This is a genomic window from Sporocytophaga sp. (assembly GCF_017745095.1).
GTDB lineage: Bacteria > Bacteroidota > Bacteroidia > Cytophagales > Cytophagaceae > Sporocytophaga.
In genome coordinates, this window is record NZ_JAGHZZ010000001.1 from 602,475 (window position 1) to 624,946 (window position 22,472).

Sequence of the window (22,472 nt, forward strand, 5' to 3'; positions counted from 1 at the left end):
TCTTAGAATTTTATCTGATCAGCGTCACAGTTTTTTGAACATCCTCATTAACATTTAAAAAATATAACCCTGGAGTTAATAATTCACCTCTGTCGTTAGTGCCATCCCAGAAAGCCGGTGTTGTCAGGGTTTTGATGTGTTTCCCATTTCTGTCGTAGATGTTTGATTTCCCTGTATAAGGTATATAATACATGTCAGAGACTCCATCACCATTGGGTGAAAAGTAATCTTCATCATTACTGATTGAAGCAGTGTTTACTTTTCCCAAAGTAAAGTGATTTCCATGTTTGAGTTCAACACCTCTGAAGACATAGCGTCCATCACGTGTAACCTCTGATATTTCAATTACTCCTTCACCGATTTTCTCCATAGCAAAAGAACCGTCGTTGTCTGTATCTATTATAAGTCTTATATCTTTGGCGTTGATTGAAGGGATATTTTTAGGGTCTATGATAAGGTCTACCTTTGATGATTGGCCTGTTTTAGAGCATATCCATTCACGTTCCGTTCTGAATTGAACTCCTGTAGGTAAATTGCCATTTACTGAAGATAAAGATTTTCCATTATGAGCAATGAACATAAATTCTCCTTTGCTCAATTCTGATATATTGAGTAGTTCTATCATCCCATCGCCTCTCGCAGAAAGTTGGGAAGTACCATCATTAGCTTTTCCTATTCCTACCAGATCAAAATCGAAGTTGCCGCTATTAGGATCATCAAATTGGTATATGTCATTAGCTTTAAGAGGAATGTTATATTTTGCTGAAAGGTAATTCTCTAGTATAATTTTTTCGGCACTGCTAAGTATTTTATTGTATATCAGTACACAAGCAATATAGCCGTCAAAGAACGAAGGTTCGGCGTTTGCTTTTGCATTGGAGGTTGAGCCTATATAATATCTTGATGGCACATTTATGGGCTGTGTGCCAGCCTGATAAACCGAATCAGTATTTGTATTATGGCCGATCTTTAGTTTCCCCGTCCAGGCTTCTTTTTGTAGAACAGCAAAGTATGTTTTGTTCAAAGATGCAGGAGTTTTTACACAATAATCAGTGGAAGAAGTAGAGTCTCCTGCACCTGCTGCTATGCTGGTGTCGCAGAAGGCGAGGCTTATGTCGTTTGTAAATCCGTTTGCTCCTCCGTCAACAAGCCCCGCTCCGAAATACCACATACTAGTATCATAGTTTATGGCCTTGACTGGGCTTATATTATTTCCTCCTGCTTTGGTCAATGCATGAAAGATACAGTAAATAGTTATATCATTGGTTTTGGAAAATGATTTAGATACAAGGAAATTTCTTTTGTTTCCTTTGCCATCATTTCTAAAAAAACGAATGCCACTCTGATTATTCAAAAGAGGATTGGAAGTGGTTAGTATAGGGTTGGTTGTGTCACTGCCAGCCATAACATCGTTATTGCTGCCACTCAGATCTTTCCAGAATAAAACCTTATCGCCTGGCTTGGCAATATTTTTTTGTAAGGTATCTGAAAATGTTCCGTTTGCCGCATCAAGCCATAGTTTTAATGAAGAGCCTCCGTCATTCATGCCTACTCCCGCCGGGCCTGTTTGTGACTGAGCAATCAAGCAAAGACACGAAAATATAACTGTTAAAATGTAGGACCTTTCCATAATTTTTTTCTTGCTTTTCAGGTTGTTTAACAACCTTCGGAGACATAAACATGTAAATATAAATCTTCTTAAGAAGTTTTTTTTTTAGGAAATTTTATTTTCCTTAATTATTTACTCTACAAACGAAAAATAAAAAAGTAAATGTATTTTTGAAATTTCGGAAAAATAAAACTAAAATCACGACTTTGGTCTGTGTTTAAAATGTACACAAAGGGACTTTTTTTGCTGGTTTCCATATGCTTCTGCTCTTTGAATGCTTTTGCACAAAGCAATTTTTCAGAGTCCTTTATACACTTTCCGATGAATATTCAATTGCATGCCCCTTCTCATGTTTGTCTCGATAATGACTTCCAGTTAAATTTTGTTTACAGGTCTTATTTTGGCAGATACTCAGTGATAAGGACATATTATGCTGATGCAAATGTTAATTTGGGTAAGAAACAGAATGAAATAGAAGCTGCTGAAAATAAGAAGCATATAGTGGGTGGGGGAATTTATAATGATCGGGAAGGGGAATATTTCAACAAGGTAAGAGCAATAGTACGTTATGCTGTTCATATCCCTTTGAAAGAAAATTTATTTTTAGCCGGAGGTGTTGCCATGCATATGATCAACTACAATTTCGATGCATCTTCTTCCGGTGCTTCAGGGTCTGCCTTTACCTGGGCTGGCCACGTAAGTACGACTTTGTATTCTCCGAACTTCCGTCTGGGGGCTTCCCTCAATGATTTTAACAACCCAACAGTTACTCCCATTAGTTATAGCTTTCTCATTAACAGATATGTCAATTTGTATGGAGAAAAGTTTTTTGATTTGGGGCCTAAAACTCAAATTCGTGGTGCTGCCAGATGTAACTGGATCCTCGGAATTTCTTCCTCTTATATTTTTCAGGCAGGTTTTGTTTTATCCAATACCGTAGGCGTCAGTGCTTTTCATTATACTAATAACGGCTCAGGCCTGATCCTTGACCTTTATAAAATACAGCTTTACAAAAATTATTTTGATTTCTCTCTGGCATACCTCATGCCTCAATCAAACGTATATCCTATTGCAAACCAGTATGAGTTAAATATTCATTATTATATTACCAGGGAATAATATCTTCCTGAAAATGAATATTTAAGTCTGGTTTTTAGAGTTGAAGAATGGAAATGATTGGTTTTTTACTAATCATAAAATTGATTTCTTCAGCACTAGACAATAAGTGTTTACTTTTTAAACTCTTTGTTTGTAGGAAGAATATGTTAAAAAAGGACAAAAATCAGGAAATTATTGAGGCCATTCTAAATGGTCAGAATACTCGAGTCCTTAACCATTTATATCAATCCGCTTTGCCTCAGATAATGAAATATATTTGTCTCAATAACGGTGATGAAGATGAAGCAAAAGATATTTTCCAGGATGCAGTAGTGTCACTTTTCACTACGGTAAGACTAGGTAAATTTGAACAGGGAAAAGATGTCAATGGTTTTCTATATTTTGTTTCCAGGAATTTATGGATCAATAGAATTAAGAGAAGAAATAAGCAATTAGATATTTCAAAAATGCAGATGCCTCCTTTGGAAGAAAGCCATCTGGCTGTGATCATTACAAAGGAAAAGGAAGATTTGATTGAGCAGTTTATGAGTAAGGTAGGAGATAAATGTAAACAGATACTCAAGTATGTGATATACGATAATCTGAGCATGAAAGAAGTTGCTCAAAAGATGAATTTTGCTGGAGAAACAGTGGCTAAGAGTACACATTACAGGTGTAAGCAGAAGCTCATGGAGCTTGTTGAGAATGATGGTACAATGATTAATTTTTTGAAGAATGAGCTTAGGTAGTGAAATGATAGAAAAGGTAGAACTCTATAGCAGAGGCAAAATGAGTTATGAGGAAAGAGCTTCTTTTGAAGAAGAACTGGCTTCAAATGAGCAATTGCAAAAGGCTCTGGATCTTTCTTTGCTCGCAGATGAATTGGTTATTGCGCAAGAAGCTTTAAAATTAAAAGAACAAATGCGTAAGGACCTATATAAGTCCAAACCTAATTGGAATATTTATGCATTGGCATTGTTAATTGCCCTTGGAGGAGGTATATATGGTTATTATTATTTAAACTCAAATGATAGTGGTCCTTCAGTGCCAGTGTCTTCTAAACATGATTTACCTGTAAATAATGAACAATCGAATGAAACAGGAGCGGCTCCTTTAGTAAAGTCAGATAGAAGAGCAGAGAGAATAGGCAATCGTTCCGAGGAACATACAATGACATCTCAAGACTTACCACCTTCTGAATTATTTACAGACAAAGAACCTCAGGAGCTTCCGAAGAAAGGAATAACATTAACTGACTCTGTTGTTAAAGAAGAACTGAAAAAAACCATTAGCCCCGTTTTGACTCCGGAAGAAACTTGTGCTGATCTTAAAGGTGATGTTAAATTTACTGTAACAGCAAGCTGTAAAGGAAAGGAGACAGGGGAAGTTCGAGTGTTTCCTGAAACTGTTAAAGGTGGAAAGCAGCCATATACCTTTATATTGAATGAAGAGCAATCATTATCACATTTTGATCATCTTTCATCCGGCATATATAAACTTAAGATAAAAGATTCCAGAAATTGTATTGTAGAAAGTACTCACAATGTAGTGATTGCGGAACAGGTATGTAAAACCTCAAAAGCTTATATTTTTAATCCTGAATATGACCGTGTCTGGTCTGTTCCTTATGACAGAGATAAAGATCCTGTCAATCTTGTATTAATAGATAAAAGCGGTAAAGTTTTTTATCAATCCAAGGTGCAAAGTTATCAACCAGCAGAGTGGAGTGGTGAAAGTAATATGGGCCTTGATTTAGGAATTGGCTTGTATTTTTTTACAATCGAATATTCTGATGGAAGCATAGATGATGGGACTGTTACGATAACAAGGTAAATATTCGTCTTTCGGTTAACCCTAGCATAGGGTTTTCAATCACTTTTTATTCTGATCAAGCGAAGACACTTGGTATATTTCGGGTCCAAGCGAGGACGCTTGAACCAGCACGTTATCATTATAATGGATTATTTAGATATTCCAGTTAGTAGAGTTATTTGCAAAGAACAGCTTCCTGCACTACCCGTGGCTGGTTCAAGTGTCTTCGCTTGGACTTATTAATATCCAAGCGTCCGCTTGAGAGCAAGATTTTTAATCAATTACATCATTCTATAAAATATTTTTAATATTCTTTATAAAACATGTTTACAATCAGTTATCTCTTTTTGTATACAAAGAAATCTTTATGTCAGATGATGTGGGTAGCTTATATATGTTAAGCTTAATATCTTGAAGAGTTACATTAGATTGATAATTACTTTACTCTGGAAGTATGTAAGTGCTTTATTATATCGACAGGTATCTTAAGTAATAAAGATTATAACAATGGAAGGCAAAATTTTCTGATTTAATATAAATGAGTTAAAATACTTATAGTACTGCAGCAAACTGAAATAGAGAATCTTCTAATCATGAGAAAAAATTTATTTATATCGATTTTAACGATGCTTTTTTGCATCAATGCATTTGCACAGACTGCAACTGTTACCTTGTCTTCACAAAAACAATACATACGTGGATTCGGTGGTATCAATCACCCTGTGTGGGCAGGAGATTTAACAGCCACACAAAGAGAAACTGCATTTGGCAATGGAGCAGGACAAATGGGTATGACTGTTTTAAGGATCTGGATATCGGACAACAAAAATGACTGGTCCAAGGAATTAGCAACAGCTAAAAGGGCAATTGCTTTAGGTGCAATAGTTTTTGCTACTCCCTGGAATCCACCTGCAAGCATGTGTGAAACTATTACTCGTAACAATAGACAGGAAAAGAGACTTAAACCTTCTTCCTATGGTGAGTATGTCAATCACTTGAATGAGTTCAATAACTATATGAAAACGAATGGTGTAAATATTTATGCACTTTCATTCGCAAATGAACCTGACTATGGATTTGACTGGACCTGGTACAGTGCGGATGAGGTATATAATTTTACTAAAAATAATGCTTCATCCCTTAGAATCAATGGAACAAAGGTTATCACAGCAGAATCATTTTCATATAGCAAAAAGATGTATGATCAGATCCTGAATGATCCGGCAGCTTTAGCCAATATTGATATTATTGGTTGCCACTTTTATGCTAGTGATGCTAATACTCCTGTTACATTTTTTCAATACCCACTTGCAGATCAGAAAGCGCAAACAAAAGAACGCTGGATGACAGAACACTATACCAATAGCGATGCGAATTCTGCAGATATCTGGCCAGATGCGCTGGACGTTTCCTATGAAATGTATAGAGCAATGGTTGAAGGTCAAATGAGCGTATACACTTGGTGGTATATCAGAAGACAATATGGGCCAATGAAAGAAGACGGTAATATCAGCAAGCGAGGCTATTGTTTTTCTCAATATTCGAAATTTATTCGTCCGGGATATTATAGAGTAGATGCTACTAAAAATCCAACCACGGATGTGTACCTTTCCGCTTATAAAAAGGGAGATGATGTGGCAATTGTAGCAATAAATAGAAGCACTTCTTCTAAAACCATTACTATCTCTGTTCCGGCAACTAAAGTGAAAACCTGGGAAAAGTATGTAACTTCCGGTTCAAAGTCTCTTGCTAAAGAAGCTGATATCAATATGACTGGTACTTCGTTTCAAGTAACCCTGGATGCACAGAGTACTACTACATTTAATGGAACCGCTGTCGTTTCTGTTCCTATTCCTCCTACTGTAACTTTAACAGCTCCTCTTAACAATGCAACTTATGTAGCACCAGCTAGCATAAATATTGGAGCAACAGCCACAGACGCTGACGGAGTGATTTCTAAAGTAGAATTCTATAATGGAACGACTAAATTAGGAGAAGATGTTTCGTCTCCATATACCTACTCATGGTCTAATGTAGCAGCAGGTACTTATTCAATTACTGCAGTAGCAACGGACAATGATGGAAATAAAACAACATCAGCTGCGGTTTTGGTTAAAGTCAACGTACCTCGAAGCCCATACAAAGGAGTTGCTCATCCAATACCTGGAAGAATAGAAGCTGAAGAATATGACCTTGGTGGAGAAGGAGTAAGTTTTCATGAAGCAAATACAAATGGGAATGAGGGTGGAGCTGTATTGAGAAATGATGATGTAGACATTGAAGCAACCAATGATACGGATGGAGCTTATAATGTAGGGTATGTTCTTCAAGGAGAATGGCTGGAATATTCTGTAAATGTTCAGTATACCGAGGTTTATAACCTGGATGTACGAGTTGCCGCAGATGGAACAGGTAAATCTTTTCATATTGAAATGGATGGAGCAAATGTAAGTGGCCCAATTGCGGTTCCGAACACAGGTGGTTGGCAGACATGGCAGACTGTGGGTGTTCAGGGAATCAATCTTACAGCTGGTGAGCATATAATGAGAATAGTTTTTGACGCCAGCTATTTAAATCTCAATTATGTTGAGTTTAAACAGGCCGTAATTACTGGTGTGGAATCAAGTACTGTGGACGCTTTGAAAGTATACCCAAATCCATTTGCAAATGAAGAATTACACATTAAACAGAAGGGATCTTTTAATTATAGGATAACTGATATAAGCGGAACGCTGGTTGAAGAAGGGAAAGGACAAGAACAACAAAATATAGGGACGTCACTTTCTCGCGGAGTTTATCTTCTTTATGTTGAGAGCAATGAAGGCCATTCGATCCATAAAATTGTAAAGCAGTAGCTTTTGATCTAACCGTTCACACTTGTTTCTTTATACTTCGTAAATTGAAATAGCCCCAGAAGTTCTCGGGGCTATTTTATTCTTTAGGAATTACAAGAAAAGTATAAGCGCCATACAGGATCAATTCTCTAGCATTGACAGATAAACCAGATCTGTATTGTCTTGAGATCCTTTGGTATGGAAAGTGTTTTTGTGAGATCTTACATTTATTGGTCTGTGGATTTTTCTCTTATATATATTATTGTTCCAGTCAGAGGATATGCCCAATAAATAATCAACCAGTGAAGCAAAAGATGGCTTCTTAATCCTCCGATCGATTCCGAGTCCTGTTCTGAAATTATTTTTATGCAGTTGAATTAAAGCATCGGTTGGAGTATAGTAATAACTACATTTCTCAAGGAACATAGCGATTGTCGGTGTAATCTTGAGATCTATTTTTACCACATCCGGATCTTCGTTTTCTAATGCTTCTGATAAATAGTCAATTTTGTTAAAGTAAAAGCTTGAATGTATGTTCAGCTTCCTTATTACTAAATATTTTTCTGTTAGAAGGTAATCAATAAAATCGGTAATGTGTGATAATCTTTGGGTTAATCCGAAGTAGTCGTTGTATACATCCGCTGCGTTGCCGGATACCTCAATTCTGCAGAAAGGATAGGATCCAACTTCTGACATATGAGAAGTGTCTTCTGCTTTTATGATATAAAGTTGTGAACGAAGATTCAGAAGGTTTTCCAAAAAAAGTATGGGAGAGATGATTTTGGCTCCCCTTTTGCTAAGGCCTACGATCTCACTAAAGATCCTTTTTTCTTGTTTGTTAAATGTCCTCATATCTTCAGCTAGGTACTAATAAAACAGCTGATCTGTAGGTCTTTGTTTGTTATCTTTTTGTTAAATGGTTGTTAAGAAATGAAGACTATCTTATGGGAAAAGATTGATGAAGAAGAGGGATATAAATATTTACCATTCGAAAGAGAGGAATTATAATGATTTAGGGTAAAGCTGATTATTCCATTTTAAATGGCCCCTTTTAATATTAGATAAGTTTAAATGCTTTGATTCCTAATTAATATGGAGACGATAAAGGCATTTTTTTGTTTTGTAATTTTTTTTATAAAAAATGTTACTTCTGATTTTGGGCCTGGGTATTCTGCTTAAACAAAGGATTAAAAATATTAATGCCCGATATTAGAATATCCTTTTTAACCAATACTATATGAGAAAACTTTTATTCTTCATTGTGCTGACCTTTAGCAGCGTTCATTTTCTGTTGGCTCAAAGTCCGGTTGTTAAAGTTGACCTGAACATGAGTGGTCGTACAGAAGCGGAAGTTAATGCCCCTAACTATGTAGCTTGGATTCCTGATAATGCGATAAGTATTTCCAAAACCATTAGTGGGGTGACATTTACATTTAAAAAGACAGGAAGCAACGGAACTGCCCTGCGTGCTGACTGGTATAAAGTAGGTGTGCAAGCACCAAACTATGCCCGACTTATTTGTGATGGTATGGTTGTGGATGGCGGAAATGCAGGAGCTGAGATTGAGCTAACTATAAGTGGTCTTTCTACAGGGACTCATTCAATGTTGCTTTATCATAACTCATTTGCTGATCCTGCATCAAATACCTTTGCGCCGATTGATGTTTATGTAAACGGCACATTGACAATCAATAATCTGGCGCCATCAAACAGAGCAGTGTCAATGAATACCGTGGCAAGTTCTTATGTTACCTTTAATACAACTGCAGGGAAAAATACAGTATTATTATATAAAGCGGAAACATCTTCTTCTGCTTCAATGAAAAACGTTTATATCAATGGTTTCGAACTGAATACGCCTAATGTAAAAGATCAGGCCAAAAGTCCTGTTCCTGCAGATGGAGATAATCATGTTGATGGAGGAACGGGTTCTGGGACATTGAAATGGACTGGAGGTTCTAATGCGACAGCTCATCGCGTTTATTTCGGTACTGATAAAACTTGTATTGAATCAGGAACTACCAGTTCATCTTGCTATAAAGGCCAACAGACGGGAACCAGTTATAACGTATCAGGACTGTATAGTATGAATACATATTACTGGAGAATTGACGAGGTGAATAGTTCAGGAGTTGTAACCAAAGGTAATGTTTGGGTGTTTCGTCCAAGACAACTTGCTTTCCCTGGTGCGGAGGGATATGGCCGTTTTGCAATAGGCGGTAGAGGAGGCAAAGTAGTGCATGTTACCAATCTGAAAGATGATAACAATCCTGGAAGTTTAAGATATGCAGTGGAAAATGAAACAGGTCCAAGAACCATTGTCTTTGATATAGGTGGTATGATTGCACTGGAATCTCGGCTTGTGCTGAGTGATCCATATGTTACTGTAGCAGGACAAACAGCACCTGGAAAAGGTATTTGTATAAGAAAGGCTCCATTTGGTTTTACAGGAAATGATGTCATTGGGAGATTTATGAAGGTAAGACTTGGTGCCGGTCCAACTTATGATGGAATGGGTTTAACAGGAGCAAATCATAGTATACTTGATCATTGTTCAATTAGCTGGACCATAGATGAATCTTTCAGCTCTCGTGGCGGTAAAAACATTACTTTACAACGCACCTTGATTTCTGAAGCTCTGAATGCTGCTAATCACCAGAATTATCCTCCTGGAACAGAGCATGGATATGCCGGTACAATTGGTGGTGATGTCGGAAGTTTTCATCATAATCTATTGGCACATAATTATGGCCGTAACTGGAGCATGGGTGGAGGTCTTGATGGAAATGCCTACTATGCGGGAAGACTTGATATCACCAACAACGTCGTCTACAACTGGGGTGGACGTACTACAGACGGTGGTGCAATGGAAGTTAACTTTGTTGGAAACTACTATAAGCCTGGTGCAGGAAGTAAAATTTTCGTAGCTATGTCTATAGACCATGAAGGAACCGGCTTGGGAACTCAAAGAGGATATTTTATCGGAAATGTGATGCCTGGTTATTTCAATGAGTCAAATCAGACTGCAGGAAGAAGAGAAACATACTCAAACGGAGATTCTAAGAAATATGAAGGATATGTGAATGCACCTTTCTTTCCATCTTATGTTACTACGCAAAGTGCCATTGATGCTTATAAAAGCGTTTTGTCAGATGTAGGACATAATCAGCCTGTATTCGATGATCATGATATAAGGATTGTAGATGAAACTTTGAACGGAACCTACAAATACAAAGGTAGTGTAACCGGGAAGCCTGGATTCCCTGACAAGGAAAGTGATGTAGGTGGATATGAAAGTTATCCTACAACAACAAGAGCTTCTAATTGGGATTCTGATGGTGATGGTATGCCTGATTTCTGGGAGAAAGGTAAAGGGTTTAATCCAAATTCAACTAAAGGAGATTTCAGCGAATCTAATGGTGATCCTGATAAAGACGGTTTTACCAATCTTGAAGACTATCTCAACTGGATGGCCGAAATTCATTATGTTATTTCAAATACTGCATCTCAGTCTATAAACCTGACAAGTGTATTTATGGGCTATTCCAAGACAAGTCCTACCTATTCAGTTTCATCTGTAATAAACGGTACAGTCAATATTTCAGGGTCAACGGCTACCTTTAAACCTGCAACTTGTGGCTTTGCTTCTTTTAATCTGACAGTAAAAGACAATGCAGGAGGCACAATGACTAGAAAAGTTGGAGTATATGTTGATGGCACTTGTTCAACACCGACACCAACAGTGGCTTTAATAGGACCTGCATCTGGCAAGAGTTATTGTCAATCAGATACAGTGACGCTAACAGCTATGGCATCAGTGTCAAGTGGAACAATATCAAAAGTGGATTTTTATGAGGGCTCTACGCTTATTGCTTCAGATACTGAAAGTCCATACTCGGTATTATGGTTACCAACTTCAACGGGCTCTAAAGCTTTGAAAGCTATTGCTACAAGCAGCAGTTCAGTTGCTTCTTCCGCATCGACTGTAACTGTGACCGTCAATTCATGTGATTGCAATAAAACAATGAATGGAACGGCGATTGTAGATAACTGTGATCGTTGCGCTGGTGGAACTACAGGTAAAACGGCTTGTACTTCAGCGGGTGAAGCAGAAATTGATGCATGTTCCTTTGATGGTACCGTAGATAACAATAACGCGGGATTTAAAGGTGTCGGATTTATAAACGTGCCTAATGCAATAGGCTCGCAAATAACTTTCTATGTAAGTTCCCAATCAGTAGGATTAAAGACTTTAAGCTTCAGATATGCAAGCGGCGGTACTTCAGACCGTAAAGCAACAGTCAACGTGAATGGCACAACTTTAATCGGTCAGCTTAGTTTCCCTGCTACAGGTGCATTTACAACATACAAAACACTTGAAGTAAATTTAAATCTTGAATCAGGCATCAATATAGTAAAATTAGCATCGACAACGGCAGACGGATTAGCTAATATAGATCAGATAGGTTATGTGAGTGAAGGTCTGGGAAAGGGTGATTGTGTTATCACCGGAATAAATGATCAGACTAATGTTTCTTCAGTATCTATCTATCCAAATCCAAGTGCGAGTAACTTTAACATCAGATTGAATAAATCTACAGACATTGAAATTACTAATGCAGAAGGTAAAGTTTTAGATAGCTTCAAAGATATATCGGAAGTACAGTTCGGAGATGAATTAAGTCCGGGTGTATACTTTGCTAAGATACAGAATAAGGTTTATAAGTTTGTGAAATATTAAGAGTTCTCAATTAACCTTTGTTTTCTATAAGAGGCTGGCTCAGTTTTGAGTCAGTCTCTTTGCCCACAGGTGCTACATTTTATTATAACAGAAGGTATAAGCGATAAATCTAATTGCTACAATTTTATAATTGTTTTTCATTATCAAAGTTTTTGAGACGCCAGCATAGCGTCTCTACCATTACTGGCAATACCTGAAGAAATTTTGAGATATCAGAAAGTTTGATAGCTTAAATTTTTCTATCAGTTTCCCAATAATTTTTTCTCTCAAAAATGTTACTTCCAGGTTTGGCTCAGTGTATTTCTCTTATAAATAAATCTCCAGGCCATTTTAATGGGCTTAGATATTATCATTTATCAATAAGCATATGATAGAATCACGAATAATCTTCTCAATTTTCTTTTGTTGGCTGTTGTCAACCGAATCAGTTTTGTCCCAGATACTCGCATTTCCGGGAGCTGTAGGTTTCGGAAAAAATGTAACAGGTGGTAGAGGCGGAACTGTTTATCATGTTACAAATCTGAATGATGCAGGTGCGGGATCCTTTCGGGATGCTGTAAGTGCATCAAATAGAATTATAGTGTTTGATGTAAGTGGATATATTCAATTGAAATCTGCTGTTTCTGCGAAAGGAAATATCACCATCGCAGGTCAGACCGCTCCAGGAGAAGGGATAGCGCTAAGAGGAGGAAAATTATCTTTCGGTAAACAGTCGAATATCATCATTCGTCATTTACGGGTAAGACCGGGTAGTGAGGTTGCTTCAAAGGAAGATGTAGGAATAAATTTGGTAGACGCACATGATGTGATCGTAGACCATTGTACTGTTGAGTTCGCCCCCTGGAACAACATCGGTGGCGTAAGTACGAACTCTTCAGTAACTCCGGTAAACAATGTTACATTTCAAAACTGTTTGATTGCTAATCCAACCTACCAACAATTCGGCGCCCACATCGAGTCGCCAAACGCGAATTGGACTTGGGCTTACAACATTTTTGCAAACTCGCACAACCGGAATCCTCTTGATAAGGTCAACGACATTTTCATCAATAATGTATTGTACAATTGCGATGCGGGTTATACGACTCATACAAGCACTAACTTTAAACATGATATTATAAATAATTATTTTGTTTACGGTCCTGGTTCTGGATCTAATTTTCCTTGGTATCAGATAGATAAAAACCAAAGTATTTTTTATTCCGGTAATTTAAAGGATAGCAATAAAGATGGGATACTAAATGGCTCTACTACAACCCCTTATTGGTACCAAGGTACAGGCACAGTGTTGAGTGCAGCATGGTCTTCAGAAACCAAAAACATTCCTACTTATTCGGCAGCAGCAGCTTTTAGATATACCAGTTCCTTTGCCGGGACTTTTCCATATGATGAGATGGACCGTTTGGTGATGTCACAGATACGCACCATTGGAAAAGGTACAACCGGTATGGAAGCCGGAACTGCTGGGCCTAATAGTGGTTTTTATACTACACAGACCCAAACTGGATTGGGCAACAATGGTTATGGGACAATAGCTACAGGCACAAAACCCACAGATACAGATGGAGATGGAATCCCCGATTTCTGGGAAAAGACTTATGGCTTAAATCAAAGTGGCAATGACGCTATGGCTAAAGGAGTTGATGGATATGCCAATATTGAAAAATATATCAACTGGCTTGCAGATGTAAAAGCGCACGTGTTACAAGGTAAAACCTTGGATTTTGATTTGACTACTTATACCGCAGGATTTGAAAAGGTCTCACCTGCCTACTTAGTAAGTAATGCGGTAAACGGCACTGTAAGCGTTTTAGCTGATGGTAAAACAGCTCGTTTTATTCCTCAGGCTGGATTCTTTGGAATGGCTTCATTCAAATTCACTGTTACAGGATCAGATGGAACAGCTTTTACCTTTACTGTAAACGTGCTGGTGGAAAAAGATAATACAGTTCAAAAAGATTGTAACGGAATTGCTAATGGGAGTGCTTACCTTGATGATTGTGCCATCTGCGTGGGAGGTACTACTGGTAAAGTAGCCTGCAAGCTGGATTGTAATGGCGTAAACAATGGTACTGCTTACCAGGATGCATGCGGAGTATGTGTTGGGGGAAATACCAATTTGACAGCTTGTGCCGGTGCAATACAAGCAGAAGAGTTTTGTTCTGCAGCCGGAGTGCTTGAAGCAAAGAATACTGGATTTGAAGAAGATGGATATTTGAATCTTGATAATGCAATAGGTTCAACAGGTACATGGTATATCATTTCTGACAAAGCTCAGACTACGAAGATTGGTATCAGATATGCCAATGCAGGAACCGCTTCCCGAGGCATGAATATATTGGTAAATGGTGAAAAGCAAAATACTGCTATCGGTGCTCCAACTGGTGCGTGGTCTACCTGGAAAATTGAAAATGTAAATGTAACTCTTGTCCAAGGAGTGAACAAGTTTGAAGTAAGTTCCACAACTGCTGATGGAGCTCCAAACATAGACCAGTTTGTGTTAAGCACATCATCTGTAAAAGAAGGCTCTTGTACTGCAGATTGCAATGGCTCTGTGGGTGGGCAAGCATATATTGACGGTTGCGGTATCTGCGTTGGAGGCAATACTGGAAAAGTAGCCTGTGTGAAAGACTGTAATGGTGATGTAAATGGAACAGCTTATCTTGATAATTGTGGTGTTTGTGTTGGCGGGAAGAGCGGATTTAAGGCTTGTGATAAATTTATGGAAGGTGAAAATGCCTGTACTGTAGATGGTATTTTACTTGAAAGTAAAAACGAAGGATTTTTAGGTGAAGGATATGTTAATACTACAAACGCTGCCGGAGCTTCAGTGTCTTATGTTATTGACAGCGATAAAGACCAGATAGCAACCATTACATTCCGCTATTCAAATGGAGGTATTGCTCCGAGAGATGGTATTATTACTTTAAACGGAATCAAAATTGATACTTTGTTTTTATCTACTACAGAAGACTGGGTTTCTTGGGGTATTGTAAGTATGAATCTGAACCTGAAACAAGGTCACAATGATTTGATAATTTCCTCTATTACTTCTGATGGGTTGGCCAATATTGACCGTATGCAATTCTCTTCAGGCGTGAGTGAAGGAAGTTGTGTGATCACTTCCTTGAATGACCAGAAAGAAATCAATTTTATAAATGTCTTTCCCAACCCATTTACTTCAAATATAAAACTTCAACTATTCGGTCCTTTTGAATATGAGCTGATGGATCAATTAGGAAAATCTTGCTTAAGAGGTCAGGCTAATAATCAAGTAGAATTTGGCGAAAATTTATCCAAAGGTATGTATCTCCTTAAAGTTTCTTCCAATGGATCTACAAAATGGTTAAAGGTTGTAAAGGATTAATATTCAGGAGATAAGTGCGATAAATTCAAAGCATGAGTATATTTTTTTTAATATACTCATGCTTTTTTGTATACCTTTTTGCAGGTCGATTGTATGGGATATATACCTGTATTGTGCAGGTTTGATTTTGTGAAATTAAAATGCTTTTTAATGATGAAATGGATTTTTAAGAATAAATCAAAGTATGTAGCACTCTGTTTGTTACTATGGCTTTCAAGTGGCTTTGTCTGTCACGCTTTGAAAATGTCCAACACCAAAATCTCCAAACAAGGCGAACAACTATATTTTAATGTTAGAATGTTTGCAAACGATGTATCCTCCGGAATGAGTCTACATGTGAAAAAGGCATTCCCTCTTGAAACAGAAACTTTAAGTCAGGAGCAAAAAGATGCATTGATTAAATACCTATCTGAAAATTTAAGGATTAAAATTAATTCAGAACCGACAGCATTGAAATGTAATGATGTTCGGGTTGACTTTGCAAATGCGGATGAACCTATTGTGATAATAGAAGGATGGGTGACTGGTCAGTTTAAAGTTGCTCAAATTTCGGAAATGAGTGTCAAAAATACATTACTCTTTGACTTTGCGGCTGAACAAAAAAATATAGTGAATATTTCGAAAATCAAGGAAGAGGATAAGTCTTTGGTTTTTTATAATGGGACGGATATGAACTATCTGAATGTGAAATTTTAACTTTTGGGTCTGCTACTATGAATCGAAACGTTTTACAAAAATTTCTAATGCTGATATTCCTTATAGGAATTCACACAAATTCCTTTGGTCAATACAAAATGGAAAAATTGTCTAGAGGTTTGGTGGCCGCAAGGAGTGGCAATAACAACTTTATCAGTTGGCGCTGGCTTGGCACCGAAGGGGACAATGTGACCTTTAACCTTTATCGGAATGGTGCGAAAGTTAATACCACACCTTTGACTGTTTGCAATTATACAGATAATGGTGCTGCTGCCTCGGCTACATATTATATAAAAGCTGTGGTGGACGGAATAGAGCAGGCACCTTCTGCAGCAGTCACTGTGTGGGGAGCTCAATTTCTTAAAATCCCTGTCACCGCACCTGCGGGAGGCACAACGCCGGACGGAGTGGCCTATACATATATTGCCAATGATGCCAGCGTTGCAGATTTGGATGGAGATGGAGAGTTTGAAGTAATATTGAAATGGGATCCATCTAATTCAAAGGATAATTCAAATTCTGGATATACTGGTAATACCTATGTCGATGCCTATAAGATGAATGGAACTCGCATGTGGCGTATTAATTTCGGAATAAATATTCGTTCCGGAGCGCATTATATGGACTTCATGGTCTTTGATTTTGATGGGGACGGAAAGGCCGAAATGATGGCTCGCACTGCTGATGGAACTACAGATGGAAAGGGAGTTCGTATTGGCACAACGACTGATTACCGAAATTCAGGTGGATATGTATTAAGTGGCCTTGAATATTTTACTGTTTTTAATGGTGAAACAGGAGCTGCAATGGCTACGGCTAACTATTGGCCGGCAAGAGGCACTGTGGGAGATTGGGGCGATACCTATGGAAACCGTGTAGATCGTTTCCGGGCCGGAGTGGCCTACCTTGATGGAGTAAAACCGAGTGGTATTTTCTGTCGTGGCTATTATACAAGGTTGGCTGTAGCAGCATGGGATTGGGATGGGAAAAATTTAACAAACCGTTGGAAATTCGATTCAGGATTCAATTCTTCCAATGAATATTTTAGTCAGGGTGACCATTCTTTGAGCATTGCAGATGTAGATGGTGATGGTAAGCAGGAAGTGATATCTGGAGCTGCAATTATAGATGACAATGGCACTGGATATTATTCCACTCAGAAAGGTCATGGTGATGCCTTACATGTTGGTGATCTGGACCCTTCGCTGCCAGGCCTTGAAGTCTTCAATATTCAGGAACCTGTAGGTGATGCCGGAGCGTATATGTACAGTGCAAAAGATAAAAAGATTTTATGGAAAAAGGCCAGTGTGGCTGGTAGTGATGAAGGGCCTGGAAGAGGAGTTTGTGCAGATATCTCTGCCAAATGGCCTGGCTCCGAAGCATGGGTAATTGGCGGTGGAGTATCAGGGCAGCTGATGGATGTAAAAGGAAATTTTGTAGGCAATCAGCCTACTTCTGGCGGCTCTGGTGCCACTTGTAATTTCCTGGTTTGGTGGAATGGAGATTTGTTAAGAGAAATGCTTGATGATACGCGCATTGACAATTATGATCTTGGGAGGATCGTAGTTTTGGGTAGTTTGGCTCCTGTATCTTCAAACAATGGATCAAAGAAAAATCCATGCCTAAGTGGAGATATTATTGGCGATTGGCGGGAAGAGGTTCTTATGAGAGCAAGTGATAATACTGCGTTATATTTATTTACTACAGTTATTCCAACTGGTTATAAATTCAGAACATTATTGCATGATGCGCAATACCGCACTGCGATCGCATGGCAGAATACAGGATATAATCAGCCTCCGCATCCAAGCTTTTTTTTGGGAGACGGCGTTACTAGTATTCCTAAGCCGAATATAGCTACTGTATGCTCTGGCATTACTGCACCAGTCGTAACAAATGTTTCGTATTGTCAGGGTGCAACTACAAGTGCATTGACTGCCACAGCGAGTACGGATGGTAATTTGGTCTGGTATGGGACAAATGCTACAGGAGGTACAGCATCTTATATACCTCCAATACCGAGCACTTCTGCTTCTGGACAAACGACATATTATGTTTCACAAGTAATCAGTGGTTGTGAAAGCAGTCGCTCTGCTATTGTTGTAACTGTGAATGCTTTACCTTCTGCTTTAATTTCTTATACCGGCTCCTTGACTTTATGCCAGGGATCTTCAGTAACATTAAACGCGAATTCAGGTATTGGTCTTACTTATCAATGGAAAAATGGATCTTCCAGTATAGGCACTGCATCTACATATGTTGCAAGTGCAGCAGGCACTTTTACGCTTACAGTGACAGACGCAAATAAATGTGTGGCAACTTCAACTCCCGTAGTCACTACCATTTCTACAGTACAAACCAAATGGTATGCAGATGTTGACAAAGATGGAAAAGGAGATCCTAATACAAGTCTTACTTCCTGTGCACAACCAAATGGCTATGTAACTGATAACTCAGATTTATGTCCTTCTGATTCTAGTAAAATAAATCCTGGAAACTGTGGGTGTGGTAAAACAGAGAGCTCTTGTCTGGATTGTAATAACGTAGCCAATGGATCAGCTACAATAGATGATTGCGATCGCTGCGTTAATGGTGCTACAGGCAAAGTACCTTGCACGGAAGCTGGAGAAGCGGAAACGGATGTTTGTCTGTATGATGGAACAATTGACAGTAATAATGCAGGTTTCAAAGGCTCAGGTTTTATAAATGTACCAAATGCAATTGGCTCAAGAATCGTGTTTAACGTTAATGCAAATACTTCTGGAGGCGCCATGCTTTCTTTTAGATATGCAAGCGGTGGAGCAAATGATCGTATGGCATCTGTATTGGTAAATGGTGCTGTCCAGGTTGAAACCCAGAGTTTTTCTTCAACAGGTGCATTTACAATTTATAAAACTGTGGATGTTTCGCTGGTGTTAAATTCGGGAAACAATACAGTGGAATTGGTCTCTGCTACTGCTGATGGCTTGGCCAATATTGATCAGATAGGCTATGTTAGTTCAGGAGTAGGAAAAGGAGAATGTGTGATCACGGCCATACAAGATATTAATGAAGCAACATACGTTTCAATCTATCCTAATCCTAGTAGCAGCAGTTTTCACATAAGATTGAATAAAAATGCAGATGTTGAAATTACCAATTTAGAAGGTAAGGTATTGGAAAGATATAAAAACGTATCAGAGCTTGAATTTGGAAGTGATTTAATTCCAGGCATGTATTTTGCCAAAGTCGAGAACAAGATATTCAAGTTTGTGAAATATTGATTTATTAAAATGATGTTATCTCAAAGGTTGTATCTAACTTTAATGTAACCTACCTTTCGTTTTGCCCATGAGAATTTTTAAAGGAGCGCTTAAGTAGCGCTCTTTTTTATGAACGTACAGTTTGTATTGACTAAAAAGTTGAGAAAGCTCAAGCTGCAAAAAATGCGGAAATAACCAAGTGTTCAAGCTAAATGACTTTTACTCACGTCGTTGTTCAAAATGTGACACTATTGAATCAATTACAGCCCGAACAATCTTTCACAAACTGAAATTTTCATTGGATAAAGCATTTTATATTGCTTATGAAGTTTTTATGCGGAAAGAAAATCTCAATGTAAGTGATCTCGCCTGAGAAATAGATCTTAATTACAAAACCTGCCTCAAATTCAAAATGAAATTGGAGGAAGCTATCGAATCCCGCAAAAAAGGCGGTATTAAAATCAAAAGTTGGGAAGATCTGATTTATGAGAACTAAATATCCAAGAATTATTTTCTAATTTTGTAATTAGTTGATTGTCAGTTAAGTTTTGTTGATAATTAACTGCCCAAAACAACCTAAAATACCTTAATAAATTGATTTCGTAATTAACTTTCCTTTAAGTTAAATTCTACTTTCTTACTTTGATTCAATATTTTCGGGGTAATGTTCTATTCGATTGTGTACCTATAAATTGGCCTTATAATACTTACTGAGTTGAATTTATTCTTGAATAAAATCACTTCAAAGTACCATCCCAATTGCCGCCACTTCGTACGAATATTTATTGAATTGTGATTTATTAAGGAAATTTTGGACTTTTTTGGATGCCAAGTGCTTACTTATTGATCCTCTTCATAGTAGTAACAAAAAAAACTAAATAAACTATGGTTAAATTTTATTCTACACTATTTCTATCACTTTATTTATTTCTGTTATCGGGCGTGGAGGATTCTGCTGCCCAATCCGTATCTAAATATATTGTGGCAGATCAGTTCGGATATCTTCCCGATGAAGTTAAAATAGCTGTTGTCCGGGATCCGGAAACAGGTTTTGATGGTTCAGAATCTTTTACTCCGGGAAATTTGTATGCAGTGGTTAATTCTGCAGGAGAGCAAGTATATTCTGGTCCTCTTCAATTATGGTCAGGCGGTGCTGTAGATGCTTCTTCCGGAGACAAGGCATGGTGGTTTGACTTTTCGTCTGTAAACACCCCTGGTGAATATTATATTCTGGATGTTAACAATAACGTTCGTTCGTATCCATTTCAGATTAGTGCGGCTATTTATAATGATATTCTGAAGCATGCGGTTCGCACATTCTTCTATCAGCGTGCGGGTTTTGCGAAAGAAGCAAAGTATGCCGGAGCAGGTTGGGCAGATGGAGCAAGCCATATGCAGGACAAAACTGCAAGACCATATAATGATAAGACAAATGCTTCAAAAGCAAAAGATGTATTTGGCGGCTGGTATGATGCCGGTGATTACAATAAATACACAAACTGGACTTCCAGCTATGTTGTGCAGATGATGCTTGCTTATCTTGAAAAGCCAGATGCTTGGGCTGATAATTATAATTTGCCAGAATCAGGTAACGGAGTTCCGGATCTACTGGATGAAGCTAAGTGGGGAATTGATCACCTGCTTCGTATGCAACAAGCTGACGGTTCGGTAATCAGTATTGCGTCACTTTCCCATGCCAGTCCTCCTTCAAGTGCCACAGGAACTACTTATTACGGTGGCATCAATACCTCTTCGGCACATAGTGTGGCTGCGGCTTTTGCTATTGCTTCCAAAGTTTATCGTTCCCTTAATAGGACTGTTTATGCAGATACATTGATCAAAAGAGCGAAAATGGCGTGGGACTGGTCAGGAGCAAATCCTAATGTGATATGGAGAAACAATGATGATGCTTATGGATCCAAAGATATTGGCGCTGGACAACAGGAGCAAGATGATTATAGTCGTTTAATGGGAAGATTGAAGGCAGCAGTTTTCTTGTTTGATGCAACAGGTGAAGCTGTATATAAATCGTATGTAGATGCCAATTATAAAAATGCTCACCTATTTACCTATAATAACTTCGCGTATCCCTTTGAAGGGGAATTGCAAGACGTATTACTATATTATACATCTCTTTCGGGCGCTACATCAGCTACTAAAACAGGTATTATCAATGCTTATAAAATTGGTATGAACGGAGCTGATAATTTCTCGGCATATACTTCTAAAACTGATCCTTATCGTGCACACCTGAAAGACTATACCTGGGGCAGCAACAACATCAAATCTATGCAAGGGACTATGTTCCATAATGTAATTACCTATAATGTCGACGCTACTAAAAATACAACTGCAAGAGAAGCAGCACTTGGATACGTACACTATATACATGGAGTAAACCCTCTGAGCATGGTTTACCTTTCCAATATGTACAATTATGGTGCTGAAAAAGGAGTTAATGAATTCTATCATACTTGGTTCACAGACAAAAGTGCCAAGTGGGATAGAGTAGGAACTTCTACTTATGGTCCTGCACCTGGCTTTTTGACTGGTGGAGTAAATCCAGGATACGACTGGGATGGATGTTGCTCGGCTGGTACTTGCGGAAGTTCGCAAAATAACGCAATATGCACTTCAGAGTCCATCACACCACCTAAAGGTCAGCCGAAACAAAAGTCTTATAAGGATTTCAATACCAACTGGCCATTAAATTCCTGGGCTGTGACAGAAAACAGTAATGGTTATCAGATCAGCTATATCCGTCTGCTTTCCAAGTTTGTGGATTTGAGTGAGACAACCAGTGTTGATAGTCCTGTAGGGAATAATGTTTCTTCAATGAATATTTTCCCCAATCCTACAAACGGATCTTTCTGGATTAGTAATGTTAAGCCGGGGAAATATCAGGTAACTGTAATGGATATCCGAGGCTCTGTTTTGAAGACATTCAATATGGATAACGGTCAACAGGAAATTCAACTTCCTGAATTACCTTCTGGCTCATATCTTATCAAAGTTGCCGGAGGAGATCAAGTTGTGGTGAAGCCATTGATTAAACTGTAATAACCATATTCAG

General features: G+C 38.2%; 11 protein-coding genes. 9 read left to right on the forward strand and 2 right to left on the reverse strand.

What is annotated here, in order from left to right; translation table 11 throughout:
• Positions 1-10: 10 nt before the first annotated feature.
• Positions 11-1,630 (reverse strand): gliding motility-associated C-terminal domain-containing protein, encoded by a 1,620-nt coding sequence (locus J7604_RS02525; protein WP_293890534.1) that lies wholly within the window; start codon positions 1,628-1,630, stop codon positions 11-13.
• 300 nt (positions 1,631-1,930) lie between these two features.
• Here J7604_RS02525 and J7604_RS02530 point away from each other — a divergent pair, with 300 nt between their 5' ends.
• The 4 genes from J7604_RS02530 (at position 1,931) to J7604_RS02545 (ending at position 7,374) form a co-directional block, all read left to right on the forward strand.
• On the forward strand, positions 1,931-2,728 hold the full coding sequence (locus J7604_RS02530; RefSeq protein ID WP_293890536.1) for a type IX secretion system membrane protein PorP/SprF: 798 nt from the start codon (positions 1,931-1,933) through the stop codon (positions 2,726-2,728).
• Positions 2,729-2,871: 143 nt separating this feature from the next.
• A complete protein-coding gene (locus tag J7604_RS02535) occupies positions 2,872-3,456 on the forward strand; it encodes a sigma-70 family RNA polymerase sigma factor (RefSeq protein WP_293890538.1) in 585 nt (194 codons plus the stop codon).
• Positions 3,443-4,540: a hypothetical protein gene (locus tag J7604_RS02540; protein WP_293890540.1), complete on the forward strand. Its 1,098-nt coding sequence runs from the start codon at positions 3,443-3,445 to the stop codon at positions 4,538-4,540. The genes J7604_RS02535 and J7604_RS02540 overlap by 14 nt, the downstream gene beginning before the upstream one ends.
• A gap of 572 nt (positions 4,541-5,112) precedes the next feature.
• Positions 5,113-7,374 carry a carbohydrate-binding protein gene (locus J7604_RS02545; protein WP_293890542.1) on the forward strand — a complete coding sequence of 754 codons (2,262 nt, stop codon included), beginning with the start codon at positions 5,113-5,115 and terminating at the stop codon, positions 7,372-7,374.
• Positions 7,375-7,494: 120 nt separating this feature from the next.
• On the opposite strand, the gene J7604_RS02550 is transcribed toward J7604_RS02545, so the two are convergent.
• Complete coding sequence (locus tag J7604_RS02550) at positions 7,495-8,205, reverse strand: hypothetical protein (protein ID WP_293890544.1); 711 nt, start codon at positions 8,203-8,205, stop codon at positions 7,495-7,497.
• 385 nt (positions 8,206-8,590) lie between these two features.
• Between J7604_RS02550 and J7604_RS02555 the strand changes: the two genes are divergently transcribed.
• The 5 genes from J7604_RS02555 (at position 8,591) to J7604_RS02575 (ending at position 22,459) form a co-directional block, all read left to right on the forward strand.
• Complete coding sequence (locus J7604_RS02555) at positions 8,591-12,094, forward strand: Ig-like domain-containing protein (protein ID WP_293890546.1); 3,504 nt, start codon at positions 8,591-8,593, stop codon at positions 12,092-12,094.
• A gap of 430 nt (positions 12,095-12,524) precedes the next feature.
• Positions 12,525-15,461, forward strand: coding sequence for a carbohydrate-binding protein (locus J7604_RS02560; RefSeq protein ID WP_293890548.1), 2,937 nt, complete (start codon positions 12,525-12,527; stop codon positions 15,459-15,461).
• A 150-nt stretch (positions 15,462-15,611) separates the two neighbouring features.
• Positions 15,612-16,157: a DUF6702 family protein gene (locus J7604_RS02565; RefSeq protein WP_293890550.1), complete on the forward strand. Its 546-nt coding sequence runs from the start codon at positions 15,612-15,614 to the stop codon at positions 16,155-16,157.
• A gap of 98 nt (positions 16,158-16,255) precedes the next feature.
• Positions 16,256-19,420 carry a T9SS type A sorting domain-containing protein gene (locus J7604_RS02570; RefSeq protein WP_293890552.1) on the forward strand — a complete coding sequence of 1,055 codons (3,165 nt, stop codon included), beginning with the start codon at positions 16,256-16,258 and terminating at the stop codon, positions 19,418-19,420.
• A gap of 864 nt (positions 19,421-20,284) precedes the next feature.
• Positions 20,285-22,459: a glycoside hydrolase family 9 protein gene (locus J7604_RS02575; protein WP_293890554.1), complete on the forward strand. Its 2,175-nt coding sequence runs from the start codon at positions 20,285-20,287 to the stop codon at positions 22,457-22,459.
• Positions 22,460-22,472: the final 13 nt, after the last annotated feature.

Bases quoted from the DNA above. Each gene is read 5' to 3' on its own strand.
- J7604_RS02550 (WP_293890544.1), bottom strand. From the start codon at position 8,205: ATGAGGACATTTAACAAACAAGAAAAAAGGATCTTTAGTGAGATCGTA.
- J7604_RS02555 (WP_293890546.1), top strand. From the start codon at position 8,591: ATGAGAAAACTTTTATTCTTCATTGTGCTGACCTTTAGCAGCGTTCAT.
- J7604_RS02545 (WP_293890542.1), top strand. From the start codon at position 5,113: ATGAGAAAAAATTTATTTATATCGATTTTAACGATGCTTTTTTGCATC.
- J7604_RS02565 (WP_293890550.1), top strand. From the start codon at position 15,612: ATGATGAAATGGATTTTTAAGAATAAATCAAAGTATGTAGCACTCTGT.
- J7604_RS02570 (WP_293890552.1), top strand. From the start codon at position 16,256: ATGGAAAAATTGTCTAGAGGTTTGGTGGCCGCAAGGAGTGGCAATAAC.
- J7604_RS02575 (WP_293890554.1), top strand. From the start codon at position 20,285: ATGGTTAAATTTTATTCTACACTATTTCTATCACTTTATTTATTTCTG.
- J7604_RS02530 (WP_293890536.1), top strand. From the start codon at position 1,931: ATGAATATTCAATTGCATGCCCCTTCTCATGTTTGTCTCGATAATGAC.
- J7604_RS02535 (WP_293890538.1), top strand. From the start codon at position 2,872: ATGTTAAAAAAGGACAAAAATCAGGAAATTATTGAGGCCATTCTAAAT.
- J7604_RS02540 (WP_293890540.1), top strand. From the start codon at position 3,443: ATGAGCTTAGGTAGTGAAATGATAGAAAAGGTAGAACTCTATAGCAGA.
- J7604_RS02525 (WP_293890534.1), bottom strand. From the start codon at position 1,630: ATGGAAAGGTCCTACATTTTAACAGTTATATTTTCGTGTCTTTGCTTG.